The 26,731-nt window shown below is 46.1% G+C and carries 25 protein-coding genes; all 25 read right to left on the bottom strand.

Translation table 11 applies throughout. From position 1 onward, the window contains the following. Positions 1 to 55 precede the first annotated feature (55 nt). The 25 genes from MKX51_RS28560 to MKX51_RS28680 all read right to left on the bottom strand — a co-directional run bounded on the left by MKX51_RS28560 (position 56) and on the right by MKX51_RS28680 (position 26,729). The gene (locus MKX51_RS28560; protein ID WP_339251791.1) at positions 56 to 940 is read right to left on the bottom strand and encodes a YitT family protein; all 885 of its coding nucleotides are present in this window, start codon (positions 938 to 940) and stop codon (positions 56 to 58) included. A 72-nt stretch (positions 941 to 1,012) separates the two neighbouring features. Further along, positions 1,013 to 2,126 (bottom strand): peptide chain release factor 2 gene (gene prfB, locus MKX51_RS28565; RefSeq protein ID WP_340994701.1). Its coding sequence is split into 2 segments (ribosomal slippage): positions 1,013 to 2,053 and positions 2,055 to 2,126, totalling 1,113 coding nucleotides; the frame shifts between segments, so codons are not numbered across the junction. Then, the gene (locus MKX51_RS28570) at positions 2,052 to 2,213 is read right to left on the bottom strand and encodes a hypothetical protein (protein WP_340995774.1); all 162 of its coding nucleotides are present in this window, start codon (positions 2,211 to 2,213) and stop codon (positions 2,052 to 2,054) included. The genes prfB and MKX51_RS28570 overlap by 75 nt, the downstream gene beginning before the upstream one ends. Positions 2,214 to 2,694: 481 nt before the next feature. After that, positions 2,695 to 5,199, bottom strand: a complete 2,505-nt coding sequence (secA, locus tag MKX51_RS28575) for a preprotein translocase subunit SecA (RefSeq protein ID WP_340994702.1) — start codon at positions 5,197 to 5,199, stop codon at positions 2,695 to 2,697. Positions 5,200 to 5,507: 308 nt separating this feature from the next. Beyond that, on the bottom strand, positions 5,508 to 6,065 hold the full coding sequence (gene hpf / locus MKX51_RS28580; protein WP_036721235.1) for a ribosome hibernation-promoting factor, HPF/YfiA family: 558 nt from the start codon (positions 6,063 to 6,065) through the stop codon (positions 5,508 to 5,510). Positions 6,066 to 6,293: 228 nt separating this feature from the next. After that, a complete protein-coding gene (locus MKX51_RS28585) occupies positions 6,294 to 7,742 on the bottom strand; it encodes an S-layer homology domain-containing protein (protein ID WP_340994703.1) in 1,449 nt (482 codons plus the stop codon). Between the two features lie 489 nt (positions 7,743 to 8,231). Further along, a complete protein-coding gene (locus tag MKX51_RS28590; protein ID WP_036721237.1) occupies positions 8,232 to 8,429 on the bottom strand; it encodes a cold shock domain-containing protein in 198 nt (65 codons plus the stop codon). A 241-nt stretch (positions 8,430 to 8,670) separates the two neighbouring features. After that, positions 8,671 to 9,006 carry a flagellar protein FliT gene (locus MKX51_RS28595; RefSeq protein WP_340994704.1) on the bottom strand — a complete coding sequence of 112 codons (336 nt, stop codon included), beginning with the start codon at positions 9,004 to 9,006 and terminating at the stop codon, positions 8,671 to 8,673. Next, positions 8,999 to 9,409 (bottom strand): flagellar export chaperone FliS, encoded by a 411-nt coding sequence (gene fliS, locus MKX51_RS28600; protein WP_209989373.1) that lies wholly within the window; start codon positions 9,407 to 9,409, stop codon positions 8,999 to 9,001. The genes MKX51_RS28595 and fliS overlap by 8 nt, the downstream gene beginning before the upstream one ends. Positions 9,410 to 9,426: 17 nt before the next feature. After that, the gene (fliD, locus tag MKX51_RS28605; RefSeq protein ID WP_340994705.1) at positions 9,427 to 11,292 is read right to left on the bottom strand and encodes a flagellar filament capping protein FliD; all 1,866 of its coding nucleotides are present in this window, start codon (positions 11,290 to 11,292) and stop codon (positions 9,427 to 9,429) included. 17 nt (positions 11,293 to 11,309) lie between these two features. Further along, a complete protein-coding gene (locus tag MKX51_RS28610) occupies positions 11,310 to 11,726 on the bottom strand; it encodes a flagellar protein FlaG (RefSeq protein ID WP_340995742.1) in 417 nt (138 codons plus the stop codon). Between the two features lie 191 nt (positions 11,727 to 11,917). After that, complete coding sequence (locus MKX51_RS28615) at positions 11,918 to 13,081, bottom strand: class I SAM-dependent methyltransferase (protein ID WP_340994706.1); 1,164 nt, start codon at positions 13,079 to 13,081, stop codon at positions 11,918 to 11,920. A 24-nt stretch (positions 13,082 to 13,105) separates the two neighbouring features. Beyond that, entirely contained in the window at positions 13,106 to 14,800 is a 1,695-nt protein-coding gene (locus MKX51_RS28620) for a glycosyltransferase (RefSeq protein ID WP_340994707.1), read from the bottom strand. Next, positions 14,790 to 16,646, bottom strand: coding sequence for a glycosyltransferase (locus MKX51_RS28625; protein ID WP_340994709.1), 1,857 nt, complete (start codon positions 16,644 to 16,646; stop codon positions 14,790 to 14,792). Before MKX51_RS28625 ends, MKX51_RS28620 begins: the two co-directional genes overlap by 11 nt. Positions 16,647 to 16,714: 68 nt before the next feature. Then, positions 16,715 to 17,947, bottom strand: coding sequence for a flagellin N-terminal helical domain-containing protein (locus tag MKX51_RS28630; RefSeq protein ID WP_340995744.1), 1,233 nt, complete (start codon positions 17,945 to 17,947; stop codon positions 16,715 to 16,717). 242 nt (positions 17,948 to 18,189) lie between these two features. Next, a complete protein-coding gene (gene csrA / locus MKX51_RS28635) occupies positions 18,190 to 18,432 on the bottom strand; it encodes a carbon storage regulator CsrA (RefSeq protein ID WP_340994710.1) in 243 nt (80 codons plus the stop codon). 1 nt (position 18,433) lies between these two features. Further along, positions 18,434 to 18,880, bottom strand: coding sequence for a flagellar assembly protein FliW (gene fliW, locus MKX51_RS28640; RefSeq protein ID WP_340994711.1), 447 nt, complete (start codon positions 18,878 to 18,880; stop codon positions 18,434 to 18,436). Positions 18,881 to 19,004: 124 nt separating this feature from the next. Next, a complete protein-coding gene (locus MKX51_RS28645) occupies positions 19,005 to 19,568 on the bottom strand; it encodes a DUF6470 family protein (RefSeq protein WP_340995745.1) in 564 nt (187 codons plus the stop codon). An 18-nt stretch (positions 19,569 to 19,586) separates the two neighbouring features. Further along, entirely contained in the window at positions 19,587 to 20,504 is a 918-nt protein-coding gene (gene flgL, locus MKX51_RS28650) for a flagellar hook-associated protein FlgL (RefSeq protein ID WP_340994712.1), read from the bottom strand. Between the two features lie 15 nt (positions 20,505 to 20,519). Beyond that, entirely contained in the window at positions 20,520 to 22,115 is a 1,596-nt protein-coding gene (gene flgK, locus MKX51_RS28655) for a flagellar hook-associated protein FlgK (RefSeq protein ID WP_340994713.1), read from the bottom strand. Between the two features lie 57 nt (positions 22,116 to 22,172). Then, positions 22,173 to 22,673: a flagellar protein FlgN gene (locus MKX51_RS28660; RefSeq protein ID WP_076080047.1), complete on the bottom strand. Its 501-nt coding sequence runs from the start codon at positions 22,671 to 22,673 to the stop codon at positions 22,173 to 22,175. Between the two features lie 12 nt (positions 22,674 to 22,685). Beyond that, positions 22,686 to 22,973, bottom strand: coding sequence for a flagellar biosynthesis anti-sigma factor FlgM (gene flgM, locus MKX51_RS28665; RefSeq protein WP_036694667.1), 288 nt, complete (start codon positions 22,971 to 22,973; stop codon positions 22,686 to 22,688). A 105-nt stretch (positions 22,974 to 23,078) separates the two neighbouring features. Further along, the gene (locus tag MKX51_RS28670; RefSeq protein WP_340994714.1) at positions 23,079 to 23,486 is read right to left on the bottom strand and encodes a TIGR03826 family flagellar region protein; all 408 of its coding nucleotides are present in this window, start codon (positions 23,484 to 23,486) and stop codon (positions 23,079 to 23,081) included. Between the two features lie 141 nt (positions 23,487 to 23,627). Further along, positions 23,628 to 24,065, bottom strand: coding sequence for a ComF family protein (locus MKX51_RS28675; RefSeq protein ID WP_340994715.1), 438 nt, complete (start codon positions 24,063 to 24,065; stop codon positions 23,628 to 23,630). A gap of 459 nt (positions 24,066 to 24,524) precedes the next feature. Then, on the bottom strand, positions 24,525 to 26,729 hold the full coding sequence (locus MKX51_RS28680) for a DEAD/DEAH box helicase (protein WP_340995747.1): 2,205 nt from the start codon (positions 26,727 to 26,729) through the stop codon (positions 24,525 to 24,527). Positions 26,730 to 26,731 lie beyond the last annotated feature (2 nt).

Consider the following 26,731-nt stretch of genomic DNA (forward strand, 5'->3'; position numbering starts at 1 on the left):
GGTCATTCTATTTGCTCCATGATAGAAAAAGAAGCGCAGAGCCCCTTAAGGGAGTCTACGCTTCTCTTTTAAACCCTTCACCCAGCACTTCATGGGCCTCGGTAATAATTACAAATGCAGCCGGGTCCACCGAGCGGACGATCGCCTTCAGCCTCGTAATTTCATTCTGGCCTACCACAACCATCAACACCGTACGATTGTCCCCGGTATAGCCGCCTTGCGCATTCAGTTTGGTCAGCCCGCGGTCCAGATCATTCAGAATCGCCTGCGAGATGTCCTCGGTGTGATCCGAGATGATATACGCCACCTTCGTGGTGCTGAAGCCCACCTCCAGCGCGTTGATCACCCTGCCCGTGACGAACAGCCCGATCAGTGCATACATCGCCTGCTCCATCCCCAGTACAAAAGCCGCCAAGGTAATCACCGTACCATCCAGCAGCACGACGGACAGCGAGAAGCTGAAGCCGGTAAGCTTTTGAATAATCTGAGCCGCAATCGTCAGTCCGCCTGTTGAGCCGCGCCCCCGGAAGACGAGGCCCAGGCCGAGACCCACACCAATTCCTCCATAGATAGAGGCCAGGAGCGGATTCGTGGTCGGTACCGGCCCGTCCTTCGTCAGGAAGATAAACAGCGGCAGCACAAAGCTGCCCAGCAGAGAGCGGATGCCATACTGTTTGCCGAGGAAGATCACGCCGAGAATGAAGAGTGGAATATTCAGCGCCCACTGGGTAAAAGCAGGCTCTGCCCCAAACCAGGCCTCGGCCAATACCGACAGCCCCGACACCCCGCCGGATGCAATCCGGTTCGGGAGGAAGAACAGGTTGAACGCCAGTCCCGTAATCAGCGAGCCGATCAGAATTAGCGCAATATCCACGGTATGGCGCAGCGGCCCGTTCAAGGGAATGAGCGGAGGTTTGTTGCGTGAATTGATTTTTTGCATGGTTGGCCGGACTCCTTTATGTTCAGACAAAAATTCCTACACCTCCGAAGACGCGTAGGAATTGGATTACTTTTATTCAGCTTCCGTCTTGATCTGGCTCCGCAGATACCCGTCAATGAAGCCGTCCAGATCCCCGTCCATTACCGCCCCAACGTTGCCTGTCTCCACAGAGGTGCGGTGATCCTTCACCATGCTGTAAGGATGGAATACGTAGGAACGAATCTGGCTGCCCCAGGCAATATCGGATTGTTCGCCGCGGATCTCGTCCAGATGTGCCTGCTGCTCCTGAATTTTGCGCTCGTAGAGCTTGGAACGCAGCATCTTCATCGCCTGCTCCCGGTTCTTGATCTGTGAACGCTCATTCTGACAGGTGACCACCACGCCGGTTGGTATATGCGTAATCCGCACCGCCGAGTCCGTAGTATTGATGTGCTGACCGCCCGCGCCGCTGGCCCGGTACGTATCAATCTTCAGATCCTCTGTGCGGATATCCACCTCGACGTCGTCTGCAATCTCCGGTACCACATCGCAGGATACGAAGGAGGTATGCCGTCTGCCTGAGGAGTCAAAAGGCGAAATGCGCACCAGCCGGTGCACGCCCTTCTCTGCCTTGAGGTACCCATATACATTGTGACCCTTAATTAACAAAGTTACACTCTTGATTCCTGCTTCATCGCCCGGCAGATAATCCAGCACATCTACCTTGAAGCCCCGCTTCTCCGCCCAGCGTGTGTACATGCGCAGCAGCATTTGGCCCCAGTCCTGGGACTCCGTGCCGCCTGCACCGGGATGCAGCTCCAGAATCGCGTTCAGTTTATCGTACGGCTGATTAAGCAGCAGCTGCAGCTCAAACTCATCCACTCGGGCACTTATACTGCGGATCGTTCCGGCGGTCTCTTCAGCCAGTGCGTCGTCGCCTTCCTCATCGGCCAGCTCCGCCATCATGGCAGCATCGTCATAATCCTGCTGGAGCTTCTCGAATTGGTCCACCACCGACTTCACGGCATTCATCTCGCCAATCACGCTCTGCGCCTGATCGGGCTCATCCCAGAACCCGGGAGCCGCCATCTTCTCTTCGAAGTTCGCTATCATCTCCAGCTTCAGGTCTAAGTCAAAGTGACCCCCTAAGGTTGGTTAATTTCTTGCCCATTTCACGCAGGTCCTGCTTCACATTAGGATCGATCATTTGGATCACTTCACCTTTCATAATTAAATATTGCGCCGGGCTGCCGGTTTGGCGGATAGGCGACGCAGCTTCTGATCGCTGCTTCATCGCTCTTAAGAAATGCCTGTCGGTGTACGCCGTAACTGCGGGAAATGTTTGGACTTCCGGCCGCTGTTAGGATTGAATTTCCTTATTTAAACTGCTCTTCGCAGTAGAAATTCAATCCTAAAGGCGGACGCTGACGCTCCTCCAGTTCCAAACTTCCCCTCCGTCACTTCCACCTCAATTGCAGTTCTAAAGAACAATTCCATCCGCTTCCTTTGAAGCGGCGGCGCTCTTCCTGCAAACATCCAAAAAAGCAGCCGGGCCGCAAACGGGGAGTCCCCCGGGCCCAGCCGCTTTTTATTGTCATTATAACCCTAAGTGCAAGTGCACAAAACAGGAAGTGCCAGTCGGTGAAAGGTATTCGCAGCTTCATGCCTGCTCATTATTTCACCGTGCACTACCAGAACCGGCCTTGACTCCTGGATTACGCCGGGCCCAGTGAGAGTGAATTGACCTCTCAGATCCGGCCGTAATTCTGTTTATCTTACGCCTGGCCGTGGCAGTTCTTATACTTCTTGCCGCTGCCGCATGGGCAAGGATCGTTACGGCCCACAGTGGATTCCACATGCACCGGACGCTTCTCAGCAGGCTCTGCGTTGGTGGAGATCTTGTCTTCCTCCACTACCGATTGCCGCTCCTGATTCGTCTCGATGTGCGCCTTCATAATATAGGTCGCTACTTCTTCCTGAATGTTCGCGGTCATAGCGTTGAACATCTCGAAGCCCTCGAATTGATATTCGCGCAGCGGATCGGTACCGCCGTAAGCACGGAGGTGAATCCCCTGACGAAGCTGATCCATGGCGTCGATATGATCCATCCACTTGCTGTCTACGGAGCGAAGCACAATAACCTTCTCGAATTCACGTACCAGCTCGGAGCCAAGACGCTCTTCACGTGCAGCATACTTCTCAAGTACACGGGTGAAGATGAATTCGAACATTTCATCCACTTCTTTTCCCCACAGATCATCGCGGGTCAGCTCATTTTCTTCCAGAAGCTTGCTATTTACATAATCTGCAACCTCTTGCAGCTCCCAGTTCTCCGGGATATCGTCACTGCAGTGGGCATTCACGATGCGGTCGATGACCGGCTTGATCATTTCCACTACGATGTCTTTGATATTGTCAGACTCCAGAATTTCGCGGCGCTGCTTGTAGATAATCTCACGCTGCTGATTCATGACGTCATCGTATTGCAATACGACTTTGCGGATGTCAAAGTTATTACCTTCTACCCGCTTCTGGGCAGATTCAACAGCCTTGGTAATCATACGGCTCTCGATCGGCTGATCTTCCTCGAATCCAAGGCGATCCATCATGTTCAGCACGTTGTCCGCACCGAACCGCTTCATCAGCTCATCACCGAGGGACAGATAGAACTGTGTCGAACCCGGGTCGCCCTGGCGTCCGGCACGGCCGCGAAGCTGGTTATCAATCCGGCGCGATTCATGGCGTTCTGTACCAATAATATGCAGACCGCCAACATCGGTTACCCCTTCGCCCAGCACGATATCCGTACCGCGTCCAGCCATGTTCGTGGCAATCGTTACGGTTCCCGGCTGACCGGCATAAGAGATAATTTCGGCTTCGGCCGCATGGTGCTTCGCATTCAGTACCTGGTGTCTGACACCCTTACGTTTCAGCATTTCCGATACGCGTTCGGAGTTCTCAATCGATACCGTACCTACCAGCACCGGCTGATTCTTCTTGTGGCGTTCCACAATTTCAGCGACTACAGCGTTGAACTTGCCGTTTTCACTTTTGTAGACCACATCAGGCATGTCGATCCGTTGATTCGGCTTATTCGTTGGAACCTGAAGAACCTCAAGACCATAGATCTTCTTGAACTCCTCTTCCTCCGTCTTCGCTGTACCCGTCATCCCGCCCAGCTTGCGGTACATGCGGAAGTAGTTCTGGAAGGTGATCGTAGCCAGCGTCATGCTCTCATTCTGAACTTCAATCTCTTCCTTGGCTTCAATCGCCTGGTGCAGCCCGTCACTGTAACGGCGGCCCTGCATCAGACGGCCTGTGAACTCATCGACGATCATAACCTCGTCTTCGTTAACGACATAATCGACATCCCGGCGCATAATCGCGTTCGCCTTCAGAGCCTGTACAATGTGATGATTCAAGGTAACATGGCTATGGTCATACAGATTCTCGATCCCAAAAGCACGCTCAGCCGTAGCCACGCCCTTCTCCGTAAGCGCAACAGACTTCACCTTGATATCCACGGTGTAATCCTCTTCGGCAGTCAGCTTCTTCACGAAACGGTCTGCTGCATAATACAGCTCTGTCGATTTCTCAGCCTGGCCGGAGATGATCAGAGGGGTACGCGCTTCATCAATAAGGATGGAATCGACTTCGTCAATAATACAGAAGTAGAGCGGGCGCTGTACCATCTGTTCCTTATAGAGCACCATGTTGTCGCGCAGATAGTCGAACCCGAATTCATTGTTGGTTCCGTACGTAATATCGCAGGCATATGCCGCTTGTTTATCATTATGGTCCATGCCGTTCAGGTTCACCCCAACGCTCATGCCCAGAAAGTTATAGATTTGTCCCATTTGCGCACTGTCGCGCTGAGCCAGATAATCATTTACGGTGACGACATGCACGCCTTTACCCAGCAGTGCATTCAAATACACCGGCAGCGTTCCAACCAGAGTCTTGCCTTCCCCGGTCTTCATCTCGGAGATCCGGCCTTCATGCAGCGCCATACCCCCAACCAGCTGAACGTCAAAATGCCGCATGCCCAGCGTCCGTTTGGAAGCTTCGCGTACGGTAGCAAAGGCCTCAGGAAGAATCTCTTCCAGGGTCTCACCTTTCTCAACACGGGCGCGGAATTCCGCTGTCTTCGCCTGCAGCTCTTCATCCGTAAGCGATACGAAATCCGGCTCAAGCCCATTAATTACTTCGACCGTCTTCATGAGACGTTTGACATCCCGTTCATTAGTGTCGCCAAATATTTTCTTAACAAGTCCTAGCATGGTTAACCCCTTTCATGCAACACAGATGGTGGAACCGAGCCCATCCTCATAGATTGAAAGGGCCATATATGATTTCGATTCCGCTGCTTCATAAATTGTAACAGTTTGTAAGAGAAGCCGCAATACAAGCCGCCCTAACCTTATTCTGTATAATCCTCTCAGATGAGGACAGATGATGGCATTTTAATGAAACTTCTATATATACGCACAAGAGCCCTATTCGCTTCAGGCGAATAGGGACTCGTCTAATTGTCCACGTTAGGCTGAACCGAAGCCCTTGCTTATTCCAACAATTCCCGGTCCAGAGGTTAGTTCTGCTCGATCAGACCGTACTTCCCGTCATCGCGTTTGTATACTACGCTAACTTCGGAAGTGTCAATGTTGGAGAACACGAAGAACGTATGTCCAATCATGTTCATTTGCAGAATCGCTTCTTCCACATCCATAGGCTTCAAGGTGAACCGTTTGTTCCGCACAACCTCAAGATCATCATAATCCTGTTCCTGCTCTTCAACAGCTACGGCGCTACCCGAACCTTCAACGAACAAGGTCTTCAGGCTGCCTTCCTGACGGAACTTGCGATTAAGCTTAGTCTTGTGCTTGCGGATCTGACGTTCCAGCTTGTCCACTACGGCATCGATGGATGCATACATATCATCGCTGCGGTCTTCCGCACGAAGCGTCACACCAGCTAGAGGAATTGTCACTTCCACCGTATGAAGGCCGCGAACGACGCCAAGCGTCACATATCCTTCAGAGGTAGGGGGTGCTTCGAAATACTTCTCAAGTCTGCTGAGCTTCTTATCAACATAGTCTCTCAAAGCGTCGGTCACTTCAATTTGTTGACCTCGAATGCTGAATTTCATAAGGCACTCCTCCTTTGTTTACTTTTCCATTATAGCAAATTGTCAGGGCTAAGTAAAAAACAAATCATGACAGACTTTACATTCACCTAACAATAGATGTAACAGACCTGCCGTAACAACAAACGGCCCGGCTCGAGCATAAAGCCGCCCTCGCCGGACCGAATACTGATTGCTGTATTATTTCACGCTGAAGCCTGGATTATGAATGATTGCATTCATCAAGATTACTTATTTCGTGTGAATCCGCAGAATCTCTACAGGTGACAAGGTGCCATTAGAATCAGTGATAAAGAAGACTTTATACGCTGTATTGGCAGTGAGTCCAGTCAGGTTAATGCTGTGTTTCACAACTGGATTACCTGTAAGAGTACCAGCCCAAGGTGTTGTTAAATGAGCACCTGCACTGTTCAATCCTTGGGATATCTGTAATGCAGTTGGATCAGCTTCCGTTGCCTTAACCACCACATATTTCAGAGGAGTTACCGGTGTACCCGTCTGCCCGTAAGCAGCGTATACTTCCGCAGATACTGTTGTTACGTTCGTGATTCCAACTTGAGAAACTGACCAGTTGCTGCCTGCTGCTGTTTTCAATTGAAGCGGTGTTACGCCGGACCAATTACCTGAAGCATCAGCCAGGGCAACGTATACGGTATAATCCGTATTTGCTGTCAGACCATACACAGAGAAAGCAACGGATGTGCTGCCAGTAGCCGCAACTTGGCCGAAATGAACGCCTGCTGTTGTAGCATTAATCAGTCCGTCTTTCACTTGTGCTGCAGTTGGTGCGGTTACGTTCATGCTGTATGGAGCAACTACATAATACACGGCTCCTGTTACAGAAGGCGTAACATATACATCAGCGGTAACAGAACCTACATGGCCGTAAGTCACGTTGCTTACAGACGGCAAGGTAACGCTACCGCCTCCACCACCACCGCCGCCGCCAGTGCCGCCACCACTACCGCCGCCAGGAGCTGGAGTAGCTGTTGGGCTGGTGCTTGGCACAGGTGTTGCAGAAGGAGCCGGTGTTGCTGTCGGTGCTGGTGTAGGCGTTACTCCGCCTGTAGCCGGCTTATGCACAACTGAGTTGCTTATAATTCCCACCGCTTCGGCACGGGTAAGGGATTTCTTCGGACCGAAGGTTCCGTCAGGATAACCGTTAATGATCTTCTTCTCAGCCGCTGAGGCTACGGCCACCTTGGCCCATGCCGCGATCTGAGCATTATCCTTGAACTTAAGCGGAGTAGAGCTTGTACTCAGCTTAAGCAGCTTGGCAGCAATAACTGCTGCTTCCTGCCGGGTGAGCGGGTTGTTGGCCCGGAAGGTATTATTCTCATACCCGCCAATATAACCGGCCTTCACAGCTTTAGCCACTTCACTGTAGACCCAATTGGATTTCTTCACATCCGTGAAGTTAAGAGTAGCTGCTTCGGTGAACCCGAACAGACGATTTATCAGTGCCACATATTCACCACGGGTAATTGCCTTATTCGGCTTAACCGTTCCGTCAGGATAACCACCCAGGTATCCTTTATCCAGCCAGCTCTGCAGTTGCTTCTGCGCCCAGTGTCCTTGAATATCCTTAGGTGCAGGCGCTGCGGACACACTTCCCAGTGATCCAAGCAGCATTGAAATACCAAGTACTCCGGCCGTAAGGCCACGCCACAATTTCTTCATTCTTTTGTTCATCCTCCTGTGAGTTTGATGGGCATAGGCTTCACTGCATGACTTCTTACCAAAAGATCTTTCGGAAGCATACGCCTAAGCAATAATGAGAGTGCAGACTAGGCAACAAAAAAAGCCCAACGGTCTCTATTACCCATAATTTGGAGGATGGTAACATTTTTCTGTAACTAATTTTTACAAAGTGTCCAATTTCGGACTCTTTCCATCTCGAAATGTAGGCCATTTACTCGAAATTAAGAATATTTATAAGAAGAATGTAAGAACAGCTTCATACAGCCCATCCTTACAATGAACACCTCTCGAACTCTTATCCTCAGCTTTAAACACAGTTTATCCACAACAGACAAAATCACATCTTTAGACAAAAGCAACTTCATTCACTACATAAAAAAGACCCAAGGGAGATCCCCAGGGTCTAACGCTAGCGTTGTCTCAATTGCTAACCATCTACCATATATGTAGGTCGGCTTCGCCGGATGATTATAATTTGATGACGTTAGCTGCTTGTGGTCCGCGTGCGCCTTCAACGATATCGAACTCTACGGATTGGCCTTCATCCAAAGTCTTGAAACCGTCAGTTTGAATCGCGGAGAAGTGTACGAATACGTCGCCACCATCGGAAGTTTCGATAAAACCATAACCTTTTTCTGCGTTAAACCATTTAACTTTACCTTCCATTGACTAAACATTCCCTTCGTCATCAGATGAACGTGAGTCTTGCTCACAATTCGACTATACCACCGCAGCTTCTCTATTGTCAATTGGAATAGTAAATGATTACTTTCAATATTTTACCAGAGCACAATTGACATCAAATATGGATAACATTCGGTAATATAAGTTACAAAAAAAGGAGCAGACGCTTGTAAATACCCGTCCACTCCCCTATTGAAACAGGAGGAAATCTATTATTCTATCTTTATTTTTTGCGGTCCATCAGGAAGCTGTCCGGGGTGTAGGCCGTTTCGTAGGCGTTGCGTTGGATTTTGGCTTGGTTGCGTTTTTGAAGCCAGTCTTTGGCTTCGAGGCGATGGGCATTCATGCGTGCCATGATGGCCGGGTCATGTTCCAGGATTCGACGCAATACATCTTTTTGTGCAGGTGTCATCTGACAATTCTCGACTTCGTCCCCAATAGCTTCGACAAGCTTCTGGCGTTGTTCTACGAAGGCTTCGAGTTCTTCGTAGGTAGCGTCATACAGATGAGCCAAAAGATTTTTCGTTAACCTTTCAAGTTCATTAGTTAACTCATCCATGAGCGCCTTCGGGTGACATTGGTGTCTGTCCCTGCCCTGCTACTATTTTGGAAGCTTGTAACCAAGTTTCCCGTAGTTCTGTCAAATACCCTACTGCTTCCTCAGCCTTTTCAGCATCTTTGCGAATATTCGCCTCTATAAGCAGAAAACTTGTATATTCATAGAGTGAATAGAGTCCCCCAGACACCTCGTAAGTATGGTCAAGTGTGCTCATCAACTCACTAACAATCGTCTGCGCTTTTCCGAGATTGGTATTTGTTTTCTCATAATCATTTTTCTTGATTCCATCAAGTCCAGCCCGGATGAATCGAATTGCCCCATCATACAGCATAATTACTAATTGGGCAGGTGTAGACGTCTGTACAGAGGACTGGCGGTATTTATCATAAGGAGAATTAAGCAATAGTCTCACCCTTTATACTATTTTGATGATAATCCTAAGCTGGATAGCAGACTGGAGGATTGGGATTGTAACTTGCTCATAGCTGTTTCCATAGCAGTAAATTGTTTATAGTAACGATTCTCGGCAGTAACTAGATTTTTTTGCATAGTATCGAGACGGCTATTATATCCTTTCAAAGTTCTACCAATTACATTCTCAGCCTTGTAGGTTCCTGTAACACTTGCAGAGTATCTATCAGTTCCCGCTTTCTCAGAGAATCTTTCCAGTGCAGTCTCTGATATTTTCACCAGTTTGTCGAACAGTCCACTTCCGGCATCACTAGTAGGTCCTTGAAGTAAGTCAATGATCTTCTGTGGATTCTCAGCGATAGCTGTTTTCAATTTAGATTCATTCAGGTACAATTTACCGTTCTCATAATATTGCCCTGTCGTAATACCAATGGAACTGAGATCCCCTAATTTCCCGGTTATGAGCATTCTCATTGAAGATACCGTAGATCTTAAAATGTCATCATTTTTCAAAAGTCCGCTTTGCGCTTTCTCTGTCCAAGTCTTTATATCCGCTTCTTTCATATCCTTTTTCTGCTCTTCAGTTAAAGGAGCAAAATCACGATATTTCACTTCACTTGTTTTGTTATTCAAAAGTTCAATCATACTATTATAATCTTCTATAAACCCTTTAATGGTTTCAATTGCTGTAGATGAATCAGTCTGAGTATTAATAGTCGTTAATTTATCAGGTGCGGAAGTTTCCAATAAAGTTAATGAAACCCCGTTAATTGTAAAGTTATTCGAATCTTTCTCTAACTTGGTTCCATTAATTGTTACTTGTGAGTTCAATCCAGAAGAATATGTCTGCACTCCATTAAAGATATTAAATAATGTGTTTTCTCCTGTTCCAAGCTCAATACTCCCACCCGATCCAGATACAAAAGAAAACTTCCCTTTGCTCATGTCAAAGGTCGCTGTAACATCAACTGCATCTAATTGACTTATAATATTATCTATTGAATCAGAACCCTTAAACGTAATTGTATTACCACTATTAATACCTTTAAAGGACAATTTATATTCTTTATCTAAATCAGTGCCCGTAAAAGGCTCAATAGCTCCAGCCAATTTAGCAAGAGTTGTGCTACCTGTAAAACCCGCACCCTTCGCACTATTTGTTTCTATAATTGCTTTTTCAGCGGGCACACCTTTGAAAAGTTCCAAGATACTCTCCCCGCTTGAAATTGCGCCTAGCTCAACCTTGCCTTCCGATCCGCTCGTTTTAGAACGAATAAATAGTTTACCAGTAATTTCATCATAGCTTGCAATGGCATTAGCCTTTGTATTGGCATTGATAGTTGATACCATAGTGGCAATACTAGTTTTCCCAGTAAATAGAGGTTTACCGCTATTATCCTTGAAACTTTCACCATTAATTGTTATGGCAAACTCTTTACTAAGCAGTACTTCTTGGTCATTGGGAGGAAGCGTTGTCACCCCCGGATTAAAAAGTTCTGCAAGCGTTGTTTTGCTTGTTTTCCCTGATCCCACACCAAGCGTTTCCACAGTTGCCCGAGTAGCCAATCTTTCAATACTAACTTTCATTTCCGCTCCATTAGCCTCAGCAGTTGCCTCTGCTTTGAGTGCAGTTGTATTACCGGTAATAACTGCCTTGTTAGCATTTAATGCACTATTAAATCCATATTTATCGGTGAGTTTGGCACTTTTAAATTGATAAAGTTTACTGTTGATTTCGCGATAACTGTCCCTTTTCCACTCTAGTAATTGCTTATCTTGTACAAGCTTATCGTAAGGAACACGCTTCGCAGCCATCATACTCTTGACCATACTATCGATATCCATACCTGAGAATCCATTGACTCTAGTAACCAAAACAGCACCTCCAGATTCTAAATTTTCTCATCAACTAATATTCCTGCAATTTCCATCATTTTAGCTACAAGATCAAGTGTCTTCTCTGGCGGCACCTCACGGATAAGCTCCCCAGTATCCTTATTTAATACCTTGACCATAATATCATGTGTTTTCTCATGGATGCTGATTTCCAATGTAGTCTGAGGCCCCTGTAGAGATTTAACTGCTCTCTCAATAGTTCTTATTAGTTGTTCTTCAGCCACAGAGACGTTCACTCCTTGCCTCTCTCTAATATTAAGATCCCTGGCATCCTTAATATTATTGGCTGGAACGACTTCAACGTTTGAAGTGTTCACCGGAAACTGTGCAGTCGCCCCATTACCCAACAATACTTCCGACTTACTTTGTCCTTTAGTAATAGAACTGGCAGAAAGAGAGAACTGTACATTCATCAAACATCCGACCTCCAAAAAACCTCGATTATATCTCGATTATATATAGTATATATCGGTTACTAATTGGGATTGTTTAGGCTGGTAATATATCTATAAGGTGAAGTGCTAATTTTTATCACAAAGTTATTGGTCAGAACCATGGAGAAACATTAATTAAACTAATACTAGTTTTACAAACGGTTAGTTTGTTACTTTTTTCTACATAATGCGACTATATACATTGGCTGCATATCTTTCACCTCTCCGAAAGGGATAAGCGCATGTTTTTCAGATTCCAATAAATTAATTGAAGCAGGAGTAATTTGCGTATCCATCTGCCGAATTTGTCTCATTATACTAGTGTAATAAGTTTCTTGATCCTTAATAAAGGTTTGTCCATATAATTTTACTATGTCATATTTTTTCAGCAACTCACCAACAAACTCATTTGCAGTATACTCATATTGATGATGCTGGTTAAGTGGCCTTTCGTTAAAAAATGTCCCCGCATTTGTTACTGTTCTATTAGGAGTCGAGACGAGAAAGAGTCCATCATCTTTTAAGAGTCTAGCTGATTCAGTTATCCAATTTGATCCGTTCTCAATATGTTCAATGGTCTCATAGGATACGACAATATCAAAGCTAGCATCTTCAAAAGGCAGCTTATTTACATCACCGCACATAAATTTAAGATTAGGTGCATCATAATCCTTTTTTGCGCTATTTAAACTTTCTTCAGAAATATCTACCCCGAAAACTATATCAGCTCCTGCATTAACTAACATTTTTGATCCATAGCCTGCTCCACATGCAGCATCCAAGACTTTTTTACCTTTAACATATTCACATGACATTTCATACCTTTTAATATGTTCTTCAAGTACATCAGAATATTGCTCTTTTACTAATCGATTAACAACAATTCTTTCACCTGTGAATTGAACATCGTTTTGCTCTAAGTGAAGTATTTCATTGCTGTTTAAAATTTTTAATAATTCTTCTGCTGCTACTCTAACTTCATTATCTTTATTCTTGATTTTAGAAATGTAAGAATACGCCAGTTGATATTCGCCAACATCCATTAATATACGACTTAAATTAAGAAGAGTTACTTTGTCAAACGGATCTTGATTTAAAGCTTCTTGCAAAAAAGGAATTATATAATCATGCATTTGATTTTCATAACACCAAACAGCTATATAATTACACATTTCAATTTTATTTTGATTCAACTTATCAATTGTTGAAACAATATAATCGAATAGCCTCTCATCATCTTTCAAGGATTGAACGATGATACTCTCGATATTTTCTTGCGCCTTTCCTTGACTCAACAAAATAATCGCTTCTTCAAGGCGAGTATATATGCTCATACAATTAGCTCCTCATTAGTTATTTCAAGATATAAATTCATTAGATATTCTGGATAATTCATCATGTAATTGGTTGTCAAGATTTTTTAAATATACCATATGACTTTGAAATTTATCTTTCTCACCAAAAAACAGATAATAATATGATAAATTATAAATTACCTCTTTATTATATTTTTCTATTGAATATGCCCTTTCAAAAAAGGGAAGTACTTTCTCATGCAAGCCATGTTCAAAATGTATGACTCCTAAAAAAGTCAAGAGTCTTACCTCTTCATCATTATAAAAAGCAAAAGAAATATTTTTTATAATATTTTCCACAGAATAAGTCGATAATTTATTTATTAACTCCTCTTGATCGTCTTTTTCCACTTTGATAGATTTTACTATTTCAAAAAGCTCACTTTTAACAGCACTAACTAAATAATGAGTAGTACATAATTCATTTTTGTTTTCAATACCTGTTATAGATATAACTTTATCAATAAACCATTCAGCACTTTGATCAACATCTGATTTAATGCCTTGAATTTTCAAGGCATCAAACCCACTTTGTTTAAGAAGTCTATTAATTTCTATGAGAGAATATGATCCGTCTTTAGCTGTCCAAGAGCCATTTAATATTTTTTTAATCACATCATAGTACATCATATTCTTAAAATCTGCTAAAAGGCATCCTGAAGGTTTTAAAGAATTCATAAATTGCGGAATAACTTCCCCCACATTAAAATCAAAACAATTGGTTAAAATAATATAATCAAAAAAATTGTTGGGATATCTTAATTTCGAGTCAAAAATATCTACTTTAGCGACTAAAGAAGCTACTTCTGCAGCCGCAGCATTTAGTTCAACCCCATATACATTACACCTATTGTTTTCGTTCTTTACTTTTAGAAGTGTACCGCCACACCCGCAGCCTACTTCTAGGATATTTAATTCTTCTTTTTCTGATAAGTCCATCATCTCAATAATATCGAAACGAATATTTTGAGCGGAAATGGGATTGAATCCCCATTTTTTTTGATATTTATTCATGTTATTAAATAAAACATGATTGAAATCAGTTGTCTGTTTAAAAGATACACTTCCAAAATGATGAATAAAAGTGTCCTTACATAAAATCAGACGGTATCCGGCTTTTCTAATTCTCAGCGAGTAATCGTCATCCTCGAAATTCCCTGGTGAGAATATCTCATCCATTTTCCCTATCTTTTTTATTACACTAGCTTTGACTAGCAGGCAAAATCCTACAAGTTTTAAACGTTCTTCCCATAGTTTTAGATTTTGCTTATTGTATGAATAAGCAAAATGGTGCATTTCCTCTATTGTTTTATAATTGGTAGGTATCGCCTGTCCATAAGAAATATTATTTGTCACACAACTAACAGCTCCATACTCATCACTACTCATTAAGCAGAACAGCATATTATCTAACCATTTTTGTGTGACTATGGTATCATTGTTCAAGAATAAAATATTTTCTCCTATTGCAAGATCAATACCTTGATTGCAACCATATGGGAAACCGAAATTGACTTCGTTAAATAAAAATCTAAGATCTTTTTGAGATTCAATCCATCCCCTTGTTCCATCGGTTGAACCATTATCTACAACAATTATTTCATATGAACCGGCGGTAGTATATTTACGTATACTTTCAATACACATTTTTGTATAGTCAAGTTGATTATAAGTTAGTACTATGATACTAGTTTTCATTGGTTCCCCCCATACTTTGCTGCCTTGAACTAAGTGACCAATTCAAATATTCAATTACTTGTTGTTCTGAAAATCCGCTATTTATTGTCGCTTTAAAAGTCTCTAAGGCTTCTGAATACTTTCCTAGCCTGAATAAACATACACCAAATTGGAACATTGCTGCTCCTTCTAATGGAGATGACTTACCATCAAAGTATTCGAGAGCCAATTCATACTTTTTTTGATTCATTAACATCAGAGCAATCTTAATAGACATATCTATGGGGATATAACCCTTAATATTGAATAATTCTTTAAGTTGAGCATCATCGCATATTCTTACCAATTCAGAAAACAGATCCACTAAGCTATCAACATCTTCCACAAGTAGCCTGTCTCTTCTTCCTAAATATACCTCAAGTATTCTTTTGAAAGATGTATCAACCTTGGACCAAGCCAAATGAACAATGGCCTCACGCATACTTAACAATGCTGACACGACAATATATACTTGGGTGATCTTGTCGATTTTATTTTCTCTCACAGATGCACAAAGCATTTTAAATGATTCTTCGTATTTTCCGTTCAGATATAATGTATAAAAATCAATAATACCTCTATGATTGTACTTTGTACGCCAAATATTAGCGTAGTAGATTAATAGTTTCCCCTTTCTTAATCCCGAAAGATTGTTAACAAGGAATAAAATATCCTTTTCACTGTCATCATAAAGACTGTTTATTAGAGGAATTATTTCTTCGAAGGAATACTCGGAAACAATTGTAATTATACCTTCAAATGCTTTTTCCATATATTTATTCTCTTTTAATGCTTTCACATAATAATCGAATGCATTAATCTTATCGTTTTTAAACACATATATGGAAGCCATATGATTATATATTTCACTCATCACACGGGTTATTGTCACAGCTTCAAATCCGTTATATTCTTTACTAAGTGAGATGGCATCAAAAAATATTTCCAATGCAACTGAATACTTCTTTTCTGCCAAGTATTGTAATCCATTTAACCAAACAAAATCAGGGTGTCCCGGAAATAGATTTAGAGCTTTATTAATCCATTGTCTTGTCTTTCCTTCTGCAGTATTCGTTATGATTAAAGAACGTATTATATTTAGGTAAGGTTTTGCATTAAATCCATATACCTGCGTATTTTTATCAAGGAATTCAATTGCGTACTCAACTGACTTTTCAAATTTGCCCAACCCCATATAACAATCCGATAAATATAAAGATGTCATAACATTGGTATTGTTGCTCTCCACATCATGTAATAAAAGCTTAAGGTTTCTTTCAGCCTTTTCTACCATATTACTCGCAGTATACCCGGTATGGTAAACAGCCACATCACTTTCAGTAGCATCTGCAAAATTCATTTTCCCATTTAATTTGAATACCGACTCATGTATCGCCCCTTGATACCGCAAAGTTGATTTTCTAAAAACCCGTAGTAAGCGATTAGTTTCAATAATTAACTCGCTCTCTTCATCAATACTAATATGTTTTAACATGAAACCATCAGTGGTCCGATCACACTGTTCAATCTCTTTAATAATAGAAGGAATCATATATGCTTGGTTTGGTAATACATACTCATCTGCATCTAGGAATATGATCCATTCGTTCTTTGCTTGTTCTAATGCATAATTTTTAGCATTTGAGAAATTATTATCCCATACGTACACATAAACGTCCGCTCCGCTTTCTTTAGCCACCTCTATGGTATTATCTGTTGACCCAGTATCAACAACTATCATTTCATCAACAACAGCGCTAACTCCTTCCAAACACCTTTTGATATTCCGCTCTTCATTTTTGCAAATGACACACAATGAAATCTTCATGGCGCCTCCTTCATTTATAAAAAAAGGATCAGAGGATGTCCCCTGACCCTTTCCCCAAACTCTAAATATTATCTCAGAAGTTGAAGAACGCCTTGTGGCTGTTGATTTGCTTGAGCCAACATTGCTTGTGCAGCTTGAGCAAGAATATTATTCTTAGTCTGTTGCATCATTTCTTTCGCCATATCTACATCACGCACGCGGGATTCAGCAGCAGTCAGGTTCTCAGAAGCAGTACCCAAGTTATTAATAGTGTGTTCTAGACGGTTCTGAACGGCACCAAGTTTAGAACGTTCAGTTGACACTAATTGAGTAGCCGAATCAATTACTTTAATAGCAACATTTGCTTGTCCTTGGTTACCAATCTTAATATCTTTAACACCAAGTGCAGAGGAACTAACATTTTCGATGCTTAGCTGAATATTTTGATTTGTATTAGCACCGATCTGGAATGTAGCTTGGCCATCCGTGCGTTGATTCTGAGCGGCTGTTGTTTGTGTAAAGCTGGATAATGCATTAGTTGCTCCAGCACGAACTACTCCGTTTGTGTCTTTAACTGTAATAGTTAAACCATTTACCGCCCCAGCATAACCAGCGCCGCCAGCTGTAACCTGAACACCAGCAGTAGTGCTGTATGAAGCAGTTCCATCGGCCCCTAGCAGTGTGGCAACATCAGCAACTGTAGTAGTAGCAAAAGCAGTCAGCGATGTAATTGTGGTTGTACCGTTTTTAACATAAGACACTTCAATAGTATCAGTTGCTGCAATTCCAAGAGTGTTTGAATTCTTATCATTCAAACCTACTAATGTTGTAGTAGCCGTGGCAGCAGCAGCTAATGAAAGGTTCGATGAAACATTATTTGTAGCAGTTGCAACGCCATCACCCATCGAACCATCAAGCAGGTTCTTAGTATTGAACTGAGTAGTTTGGCTGATACGATCGATTTCTTTAGTTAACTGATCCATTTCCTTCTGCAACTCACCACGGTCACTCGAAGTATTAGTATCATTCGCGGATTGAACGGACAATTCACGCATACGTTGCAGAATGCTGTGAGTTTCGTTCAGTGCGCCTTCTGCTGTTTGAATCAAGGAGATACCATCTTGTGAGTTACGGGAAGCTTGATCCAAACCGCGGATTTGGCCGCGCATTTTTTCGGAGATTGCCAGACCTGCTGCGTCGTCACCTGCACGGTTGATACGAAGACCGGAAGACAGTTTCTCGATATTTTTGTTAGTGTTGGCTGTGTTAGCAGACAGTTGGCGGTGAGTGTTCAACGCCGCGATATTGTGGTTAATAATCATTTGATATTTCCTCCCTGAAATTAAGTTAGTTCCACATCCATGTGGTAAACGCTGAGCCATTAAGGTCGGCCGCCCCGCTGGCTCAGCGCCTAATACATATATCGACGGCAAGTCCTCAACTGTGTAGAGCATTTCGAAAGTTTTTTAGAAATTAAACAGGAATTATTTAATAATAAAAAAGAAGATACCCTAACGGCTATGAAATAGCCTCTGATACCTTCTCTGAGTACCTTAATCTAATTTTATTCATTTCTCTGTGGCCCACGAAGCCGATGAATCAGTGCATTTAAATCAGACTGTTGTGGGGCTACAGACTCCTTGTTGGATTGCTGAATGGAAAGATAGACTTCTTTACGGAAAATATCGACATGCTTGGGGGCAGAGATGCCAACCTTTACAGTATCACCATCCACACTTAAGATCGTCAATTCAATCTGATCTTGAATGACAATGGTCTCACCTTTCTTGCGGGACAGTACGAGCATATTATCCACCATCCTTTCCATCTATTGTTGTCTGCTCTTGTACCAAGCTATGCTTCGTGTGATAGGGGGCCTGATGGAGAACAATTTGTTTACCTGTCAGACCAATGGGATTCAGAACAATCGGGGCTAAGAGATTAATCGTAGAAGCTTCTACATCTTCCTTCAGAGTAAGAATACAGCGAACAAGCACTTCTGATTCAATTGCAAGCTCCTCTGCTTCATCATCAGGAAGTTCAAATTCATAGGATGGGTAAAATACGAATGGATCACTTAGTAGAAATGAAAGTCCTTGCTCATGTACAGACTGTAGCACCCAAAACGGGCCATCAGGCATAGCGATCAAGGCAAAATCAACTTCATCATCAAAACCTGGAATGCCCTTTGAAAAATGATAAATCTGATTCTCATTTACTTCAAGTTTGCCCATTGTATATGTTTGTATAATCATATTATTCACTCCTTATAAGTTCTGCATAGCAAAACTAACTTCCTCAGTGTATCTGCCTGGTAAATTTGTATAGATAACAGAAAAGCTATAGAAGCGCCTTCCGGCACATCCATAGCCTATTACTTTACATTTGAACATTCAATTCTGGTGGAATGAATTGAATCGAAGCATATTGCTGCATATAGATATTTAACTTCCCGCGAGTATATTCTGTCTCTGGCCGGTGTCTTTCCACATGAATATCTACCTGTGCTGCCTTAAAGCTAACTTCAGGAGCTCTCGTCTCAAAATGAATGTCCACATTGTCATAGGACGCTGGGCCACAAGGCTCAGGAAAGGAACTCGGCTCGGTATCTGTTCCGTAAATCTCAGCAATGCTGTTACCGGGCTTGAAAAATTCAGCCATTCGCGTTCCCTGCTCCACTCTGCGGGCAATGGCCTGAAGATAAAGCTGCTGAATTCCCGAATAGATTCTACGGTTCATATCCAGAACACTGCCCCCATTATACGCGGCGCGTGCCCGGGTCTGATCAATCGTCAGCTCCGGCCGAGTAGATTGAACCTTCAGTTCCCCAGGTGTAGTTGTAATAGTAACCTCTGCTTTGGGCTGAGTTATAGAAAAGGCTCCTAAGTCAGCATCAATCCCAAGAATCGCAGGCTTCTGTCGAATTAGCAGAACAGATTGCACCAACTAGTTCCACCTCCATTATCTAATGAAGTCCACTAGAGTCGTAGAGATAATCTTCGCCCCCACAGAAAGAGATGCGTTATAAATATTTTCTTGAATTTTCGACTGCATAATTAGTCCTTCGTAATCAGCATCCTCTGTCTTAGCCTGCAGATCAGTAAGGTTAATATTGAGATCACTCAAGCGATCTTGCATTAATTCAACACGATTAGTCTTTGCGCCAATCTCAGCGCGTGCAGATAATATTGAATCATTACGAGTATCAATCTTATCAATCTGGCTAGAAATCCCTGTCAGATCACCTGACTTAAGTGCAGATGATAGATTGTTAATAATCGAAAATAGATTATCCGCTTCTCCAGTTTGACCGAAAATATCATTTCCAGTCATATTAATTGGCATTTGTACGCCTTCTCCTACAATATACTGAATTTGCCCGGGATCTGTCGTAATTGCTTTAGTAGTATCGTAAGTACCATCAGCACCCTTAGCAAAATCATAAGGCTTGGCAGTATATTGCTCACCATTAAATATATATTTTCCGTTAAGCTTGCTGTTGGCTATATCCACTAGTTGCTCTTTCAGTTGCATCACTTCTTCATTGATACTATCCAAAGCGGACTGTGGGTTGCTTCCCGTTGAAGCTTTTACAGAAAGCTCCCGTAAACGTTGAACAACATCCCCCGCCTGACCCAACACCGTATCGTTATAATCCAACCAAGACAGCGCACTATCCACGTTCTTCGTGTACTGCTCATTAGAGGACAGCTCCGCACGGTAACGCAGCGAATAGGTGATACCTACCGGGTCATCTGAGGGCTTGTTGATCTTACGGCCGCTGGCCAGCTGGAGCTGGGTGTCGTTCATGGTACGTGCATTGCGGTTCAAGTTAAGCAGCAGCTGTGAGCTCATCATATTGGAGGTGACTCTGATCATTGTATGTTCCTCCTATTATCTTCCGACCATGCCGGTAGAATTAATTAATTTATCTAACATCTGATCATAGGTGGTCATGAAACGCGCAGCAGCACTGTAGGCATGCTGGAACACGAGCATATTGGACATTTCTTCATCCAGCGACACACCGCTTACGGATTGGCGGCGGGAATTGACTTGCTCCACCAGATAATCGGCGTTGCTCGCCTGGCGTGTGGCCTCTTGAGATTGGATACCCAATTGTCCAACCATGGAGCTGAGATAGGACCCGACTGTACCCGTCTTAGTGCCATCTGCTGTAGCAAAAGTATTGTTATCCTTCATATTACTGAACAGCAGTGCCAGTGTGTTATTCCCTTTTACTACGGATACATTACCTGAGGTGTCTGTAGTAGTACGCAAGGAAGTAGCAAACAGCGTGGGATCAGCAGCGATTTCCGGATTCAGCTTGAGATTGGCAGCAGTGATTGCTTCTCCGGCTACCGCAGAGGTGAAGAACGGCCGGCCCGAAGTCCCATTTAATGCGTACCCCAGCTGATGGAGTCCATTCAAACCCTTGACAGTTGTTCTTAGATCACCCGGCAACGGGATAGGTACCGCGCTTCCTGCTGAAAGAGTTGTTTTGGTGCCATCCGCATTAATAATCTCTGAATCCTTGAGCACAGTCGTTCCTGCGGGCAGGTTAGAGCCTGCCGGTATGGTCACCTGCACTTCACCATTGGCAATGGTATTGGCCATCGCGTCGAGTTGCTTTCTGTAATCTGCTACATAGGTGTTTTTGGAGAAAAGCATCCCATAAGCTTCACCGGCCTTCAAATCGCCGGAGGCGAAAGCGGTATTAAGAAACGTACTGTCCACAGCCGCAGTTACGGTTGCTCCTTGAACTAAAGGCTGCGTGCCCAGAGAGATGTTATATCCGGCATCTGTATCCAGAATAGTGATATTGGCAATCTTGGACAGCTTGTCCGTCAATAGGTCGCGCTGGTCGCGCAGATCATTGGCTTTGTCGCCCATGCCTTCGATCTTGGAGATGGATTGATTGAGGTCAGCGATCGAGCTGAGGTAGCTCTGAATCTCTTTGCCCTTGACGTCAATATTAGTGCTGAGATCGCGGTCCAGATTGCTGAGCTGTGTACTCATATAGTTCATGGCATCCGTGAGGGCCTGAGCTGTCTGCACGACGATCTTGCGGGCTGTGGGATCTTCCGGGTTCTTACTGAGGTCCGACCAGGACTTCCAGAAGTTATCCAGTACGATACGGACACCGGTATCTGAAGGCTCATTCACGATCGCTTCCAGCTTATCTAAGGTATCCGACTGAATGCTCCAGTTCCCGCTTGCTGAGTTCTCCCCGCGGAACTGATCATCCAGGAACATCTCACGAATCCGCTCAATGGAACTGAATTCAACCCCGGTTCCCAGCTGCCCTGGCATCGTCGAGTTATTCATACCATAAGCTTCAATCGGGATTGCCGCCTTCATATTCACACGCTGGCGGGTATATCCCTCCGTGTTGGCGTTGGCAATGTTGTGGCCGGTTGTATTGAGCGCAGCCGTCTGGGTAAACAGGCTTCGTCTTGCGGTCTCGATGGAGTGGAATGTGGATGTCATGCTACTTGTTCCTCCCTTGTGATTGCTGCGGTGGGCGCAGCTCAGCGGATAACCTGATTATCCACGGGCATCAAAAAGACCCGGCCGAGTTACACTGCTGCCCTTGTCGGACGGATGATGGTACGTCATTTCCTGATTTGGTCTTCCGACAAGCAAATCCAGGGAATAATCTATAAAGGTAAGCGACTGCTCAATCAGCTTCTGGTTCAGCTCATTGGCCTTTTTTAATTGCTGCAATGTGCCGGAAAGCTTCTGCTGAATCTGCAGCAGGCGCGATTTGTCATCGGGATCAAAGACAAGGCGGGACAGCTCGGTAAGATTCAGATTCAGATTGGAACGGATTCCAACCCCCTGCAAAAACTCGAAGGCCGCTTCTGCACGCCGTTCTTCCAGCTGTCCGATCACCTTCATCAGCTTGGACTCGCGGTTCAGGATATCAATAAGACCCTCTACCTTGTTGTCCATAATGGTCTGTTTCTTGACTGCGGCCAGATCCAGCATCTGCACATGCGCCTCGTCCAGCCGCTCAAGCAATTCTAATAATGTTGTAAGTGCCATGGGTGTTTTCACCTAATTCTCGGAGGATTGCTTAAAGTAGGGGGCGAGTGTCTCGGCGAGCTTGGCTGCGTCAACCTGGTAGGTACCTGCGGATACTTGCTGTTTCAGGCTCTCGATCTTGTTCGCACGTTCAGTGTCAATCTTCCCGCTCTTCTGTGCCTGAAGCAGCTTGATGGCTTCATCCGAAATCGATACCTCATCCTTGCGTGTACTCTTCTTCATCTGTTCCTGCCTTTGCGATTCCGCACTTCGTTGGTATGGATTAATCGCATTGATTCGTCCGGCATCGTTAATTTTCATAACTTCACCTTCCTTCTGTAATAAAAAAGCCGATAATCTTTACTAAGTTTATCGGCCCCTGTTGAAACATTCTTTATAGCTGCAAGCGTTTTTTTGCAGAATTGTTTAGTTGCGGAACTTGTCCACAGCGCGGTAAGCGCCATCCTGAGCCTTCTTGGGAGCGCTTGAGTCCGCATTATCCTTGGCCGCATTGGCCAGGTCCTTGGTCAGACGGCTGCGGCAGCTGTCGCACATATGCCCTTCCCGGATCAGGGTTCCGCATACCTCGCAAGGGTACATCATATTGGGCGCATTGGCTATGGAAATCCGTCCCTCCCGGATAAAACGTGTGATTTCCTTGATGGAAATATCGGTGGCATCGGACAGTTCCTGTATGTTGGTACCTCTATTTTTGCGTAAGTATTCTACACAGATTTCATACTCATGCTCTAGCTCTTTGATGCAGGGCTGGCACAGGTTCATCAGGTTCTTGACATATAACCGGCCGCATCTCGGACAATTGTCTACATTCATATCTACCGCGGCTCCCTTCTATCATTCTGCACAACTCATGAATCGCTTATGCTACTAAGATTACATGATCGCCGAAGATCCGTCTATGTTTAGTATCGGTCAGGGAAGCGGTTTTATTGAATTCTGGAGCAGCGGCAGCTGCTAGGAACGCGCCCAGGTCAGAGAGTAGATCTCAGCAGAACAATTCTGGCTGCGGCAGAGCTGCTGAAGAGCTTCCGCACAGGCACGAATCGTACTTCCGGTAGTGTAGATATCATCGACAATGATGATTCGTAATGGGTGCTGTTCAAGCTTGTGCGACGCTCGGGAATGCAGGTGTTCATTCAGACTTTGCAGAACCGCCGAATCTGTAGTCCCGGCAAAAGCATACTTCATATCTGCCAGCCGCTCCCTCCTGCTTTTGAAGCTCTGCTTGGCGGTGTGATGGGTGCGGACCAGCAGCGGGAGCTGAGGGATTCCTCTGCGCAGGGATACGACTTCCGCCATCCGCTCCGCCTGATTGAAGCCCCGCTCGGACAGGCGGACAGTGCTCACCGGTACAGGAACCAGCAGGTCGGCTTGCCACCGGTTAGAACGCATACTAAACTTTGAATGCCATATCGGGAATGGTTTACTTAAAAAATTGCTTGGGAGCGCTTCACTCAGTTGTTGTCTACTCTGTTCTTGTTGCAGCAGCGCGTATGCCCTGTCCAGCATCCGGCCGAGCAGGGGGGCGAGCCGCTCATTCCCTCTGTATTTATACTGGCCTAATATTTCACGCATTTCACTGGTGTAGGCTACTGCACTCCGGTTGCACACAATTGGTATGGGTGCATGGCTGCGGCTGCAATCGGGACAGCCCACGTGACGCCCGCAGATCTGGCACCGGGGAACACGTATCCAAGGAATACCGCTCTGGCAGTGCAGGCAGATTCCAGGCCATTCAGGGGAAGGGCGGCCACTGCGGCCGCAAAACAGGCATTCCGGCTGCGAAGGCGCGATTAGGGAGCGGGCTTGCTTCATCCATGACGTTAGGGAACGCATTGTAATTCTCCTTCTTTAAGACTTGAGATATCCTTGTCTGCGGGCAATGGCGTTCATACTGCGGATCTGCGATATGGCGGCGCGCTGTGAGCGGTTCCACTCTGCTGAAGCAAAGATGACGTTGCCTGCCGGATCATCCTTGGAGCGTCCCGCCCGGCCCGCCATCTGTACCAAGGCCGCCTCATCAAAGAGTCCGCTGTCCGCATCCAGAATAAACACATCACTATGCGGTACCGTGACCCCACGCTCCAGAATCGTTGTCGTCACCAGCAAGGAGATGGTACGATCGCGGAATTTCAGTACCTTCTCTGCTCTGCCCGGATCTTGAGAGGAAGTACCCTCTATAGAAATTTCCGGTAACATCGTCCGCAGAAGCTGCAGCAGTCCCTCAATATGGGCAATCCGCGAGACGAAGAGGAAAATCTGCGCCTTACGGTCAAGGGACCGCTGCAGTGCTGAACGCAGTCCTGCCGGAATTCTGCCCTGCTTCAGGCAGCGATGAAGCGGCGGTATCCGGATATGGCGCGGAACCGGCAAAGGATGGCCGTGAAAGCGGACCGGGACCCTTGCATGCGGCAATCTGCCGGAGCGGGCAAGACGCTGCAGCTCCGCAGGCGGCGTGGCGGATAGAAGGATGAATCGGCCGCCGAGCTTGCAGACCTGCCTTGCAGCATAGTCCAGCATAGGATCGTTGTGATAGGGATACGCATCGATCTCATCGATGATGACCAGATCGAAAGCCTGGTGAAACCGCAGCAGCTGGTGCGTGGTCGCCAGGGTGATCCGGCTGCGGCGCAAGCGGTCCTCGCTGCCTCCGTACAGCACGGCGGGGACATCCGCCGGGAAGGCCTTGGCCAGGCGTGGCGCAAGCTCCAGCACGACGTCACGCCGCGGCGTGGCGATCAGCGCCCGGCCCCCGGCCGCGAGCGCCGCCTCCAGGAGCGGGAAGACCATCTCCGTCTTCCCCGCTCCTGTCACTGCCCAGAGCAGGAAACGCTCTGGGCCTCTTGCAGCGGAGCGCTTGCGCGGCTCCGCCAGGAACCCCAGCGCAGCGGCGGCGGCGGCCGCCTGCGCTGCGCTAAGCCCCCACCGGCGTGCCGTCACGGTGGGGGATACGCCGGCCGTGCGCTGCACGGCCGGCAGCGGTGCGCTGCGCAGCAGCAGCGCGCAAGCCCGGCTGCGCCCCAGTGCGAGGCAGGCCTCGCAATAGGCGCAGCCGGCAAGGCCGCACGCGGCGCAGGCCGTGCGGCCCGTGGGGGCGCTGCCGCAGCGCAGGCAGCGCGGCACTTCGCGGCGGCGCAGGCCAAGCCGCGCGGCGCCCGCAGGGCCCAGGACGGCGGCCGTAAGGCGCAGCCGTCCCTGGAGATAGGCGAGCTGCGCCGCAGCCCGCCAATTCTCCGCCAGCTCGGGGAGCTGCTCGGCCACCAGTGCCTCTGCTTCACCCTGAAGCAGAGAACGCCCGTCCAGCGCTGCAACCAGCCGGTCAGCACCCGCTGCAAGCACCTCCATCTCGCTCATCAGCACACTCACTTGTTCGTTCCCTTGCCAATTCGTCCTCATACTCCCCTGTACGCTCCCACGTTCCTTCTCTCGCTCTCTCGCCCAGCCACTCCCCTCTTCATCCTTCCACTCACTCACCCCCGCCTTACGCTCCCCATTCCTTTCTCCAACCACTTTTCCCCCACGCCTGCTCCATCCCCTGTCCTCCGGTAGCCTGTACACCTTAGCCTCCTCAAAAGGCCACCCTGCGCCCCCTGTCCCTCCAGCAGCCCGTTCCGCCCGGATCTCCGCCTTCAAGAGAGCTGAGGCATACTTCCTCCAAGCTTCCTCATCCCAGTACTGCATCCGGTTCGTGAACTGGCAGGCTGCTGCCAGCTTCACTGCCCAACCTAACGGCAGTGACCGGGAGAGCAGCACAATCCGGTCTGTCGCCTGGCCTTTCCAGTCTGCCCGCTGACCTTCCCACTCCGCCGCTTGCTTCCCCCAGCCTGCCCGCTGACCTCTCCGTTCCTCCGCCTGGCTTTCCAAGTCTGCGTGCTGACCTTTCCGTTCAGCCGCTTGGCTTTCCCAGTCTGCCACTTGACCTCCCCCTACTACCCAGCGACCTCCCCAACCCCCCAGCCCCTCCGCCTCACCCGCCCACCATAATTCATCCACCGCCAGATTCAGTGAAATCCGGGCCTGCCACACTCCGCCCTGCGCCACCACATACACAGCCACCT

The sequence above is a fragment of the Paenibacillus sp. FSL M7-0420 genome (assembly GCF_038002345.1).
Taxonomy (GTDB): Bacteria; Bacillota; Bacilli; order Paenibacillales; family Paenibacillaceae; genus Paenibacillus_AQ.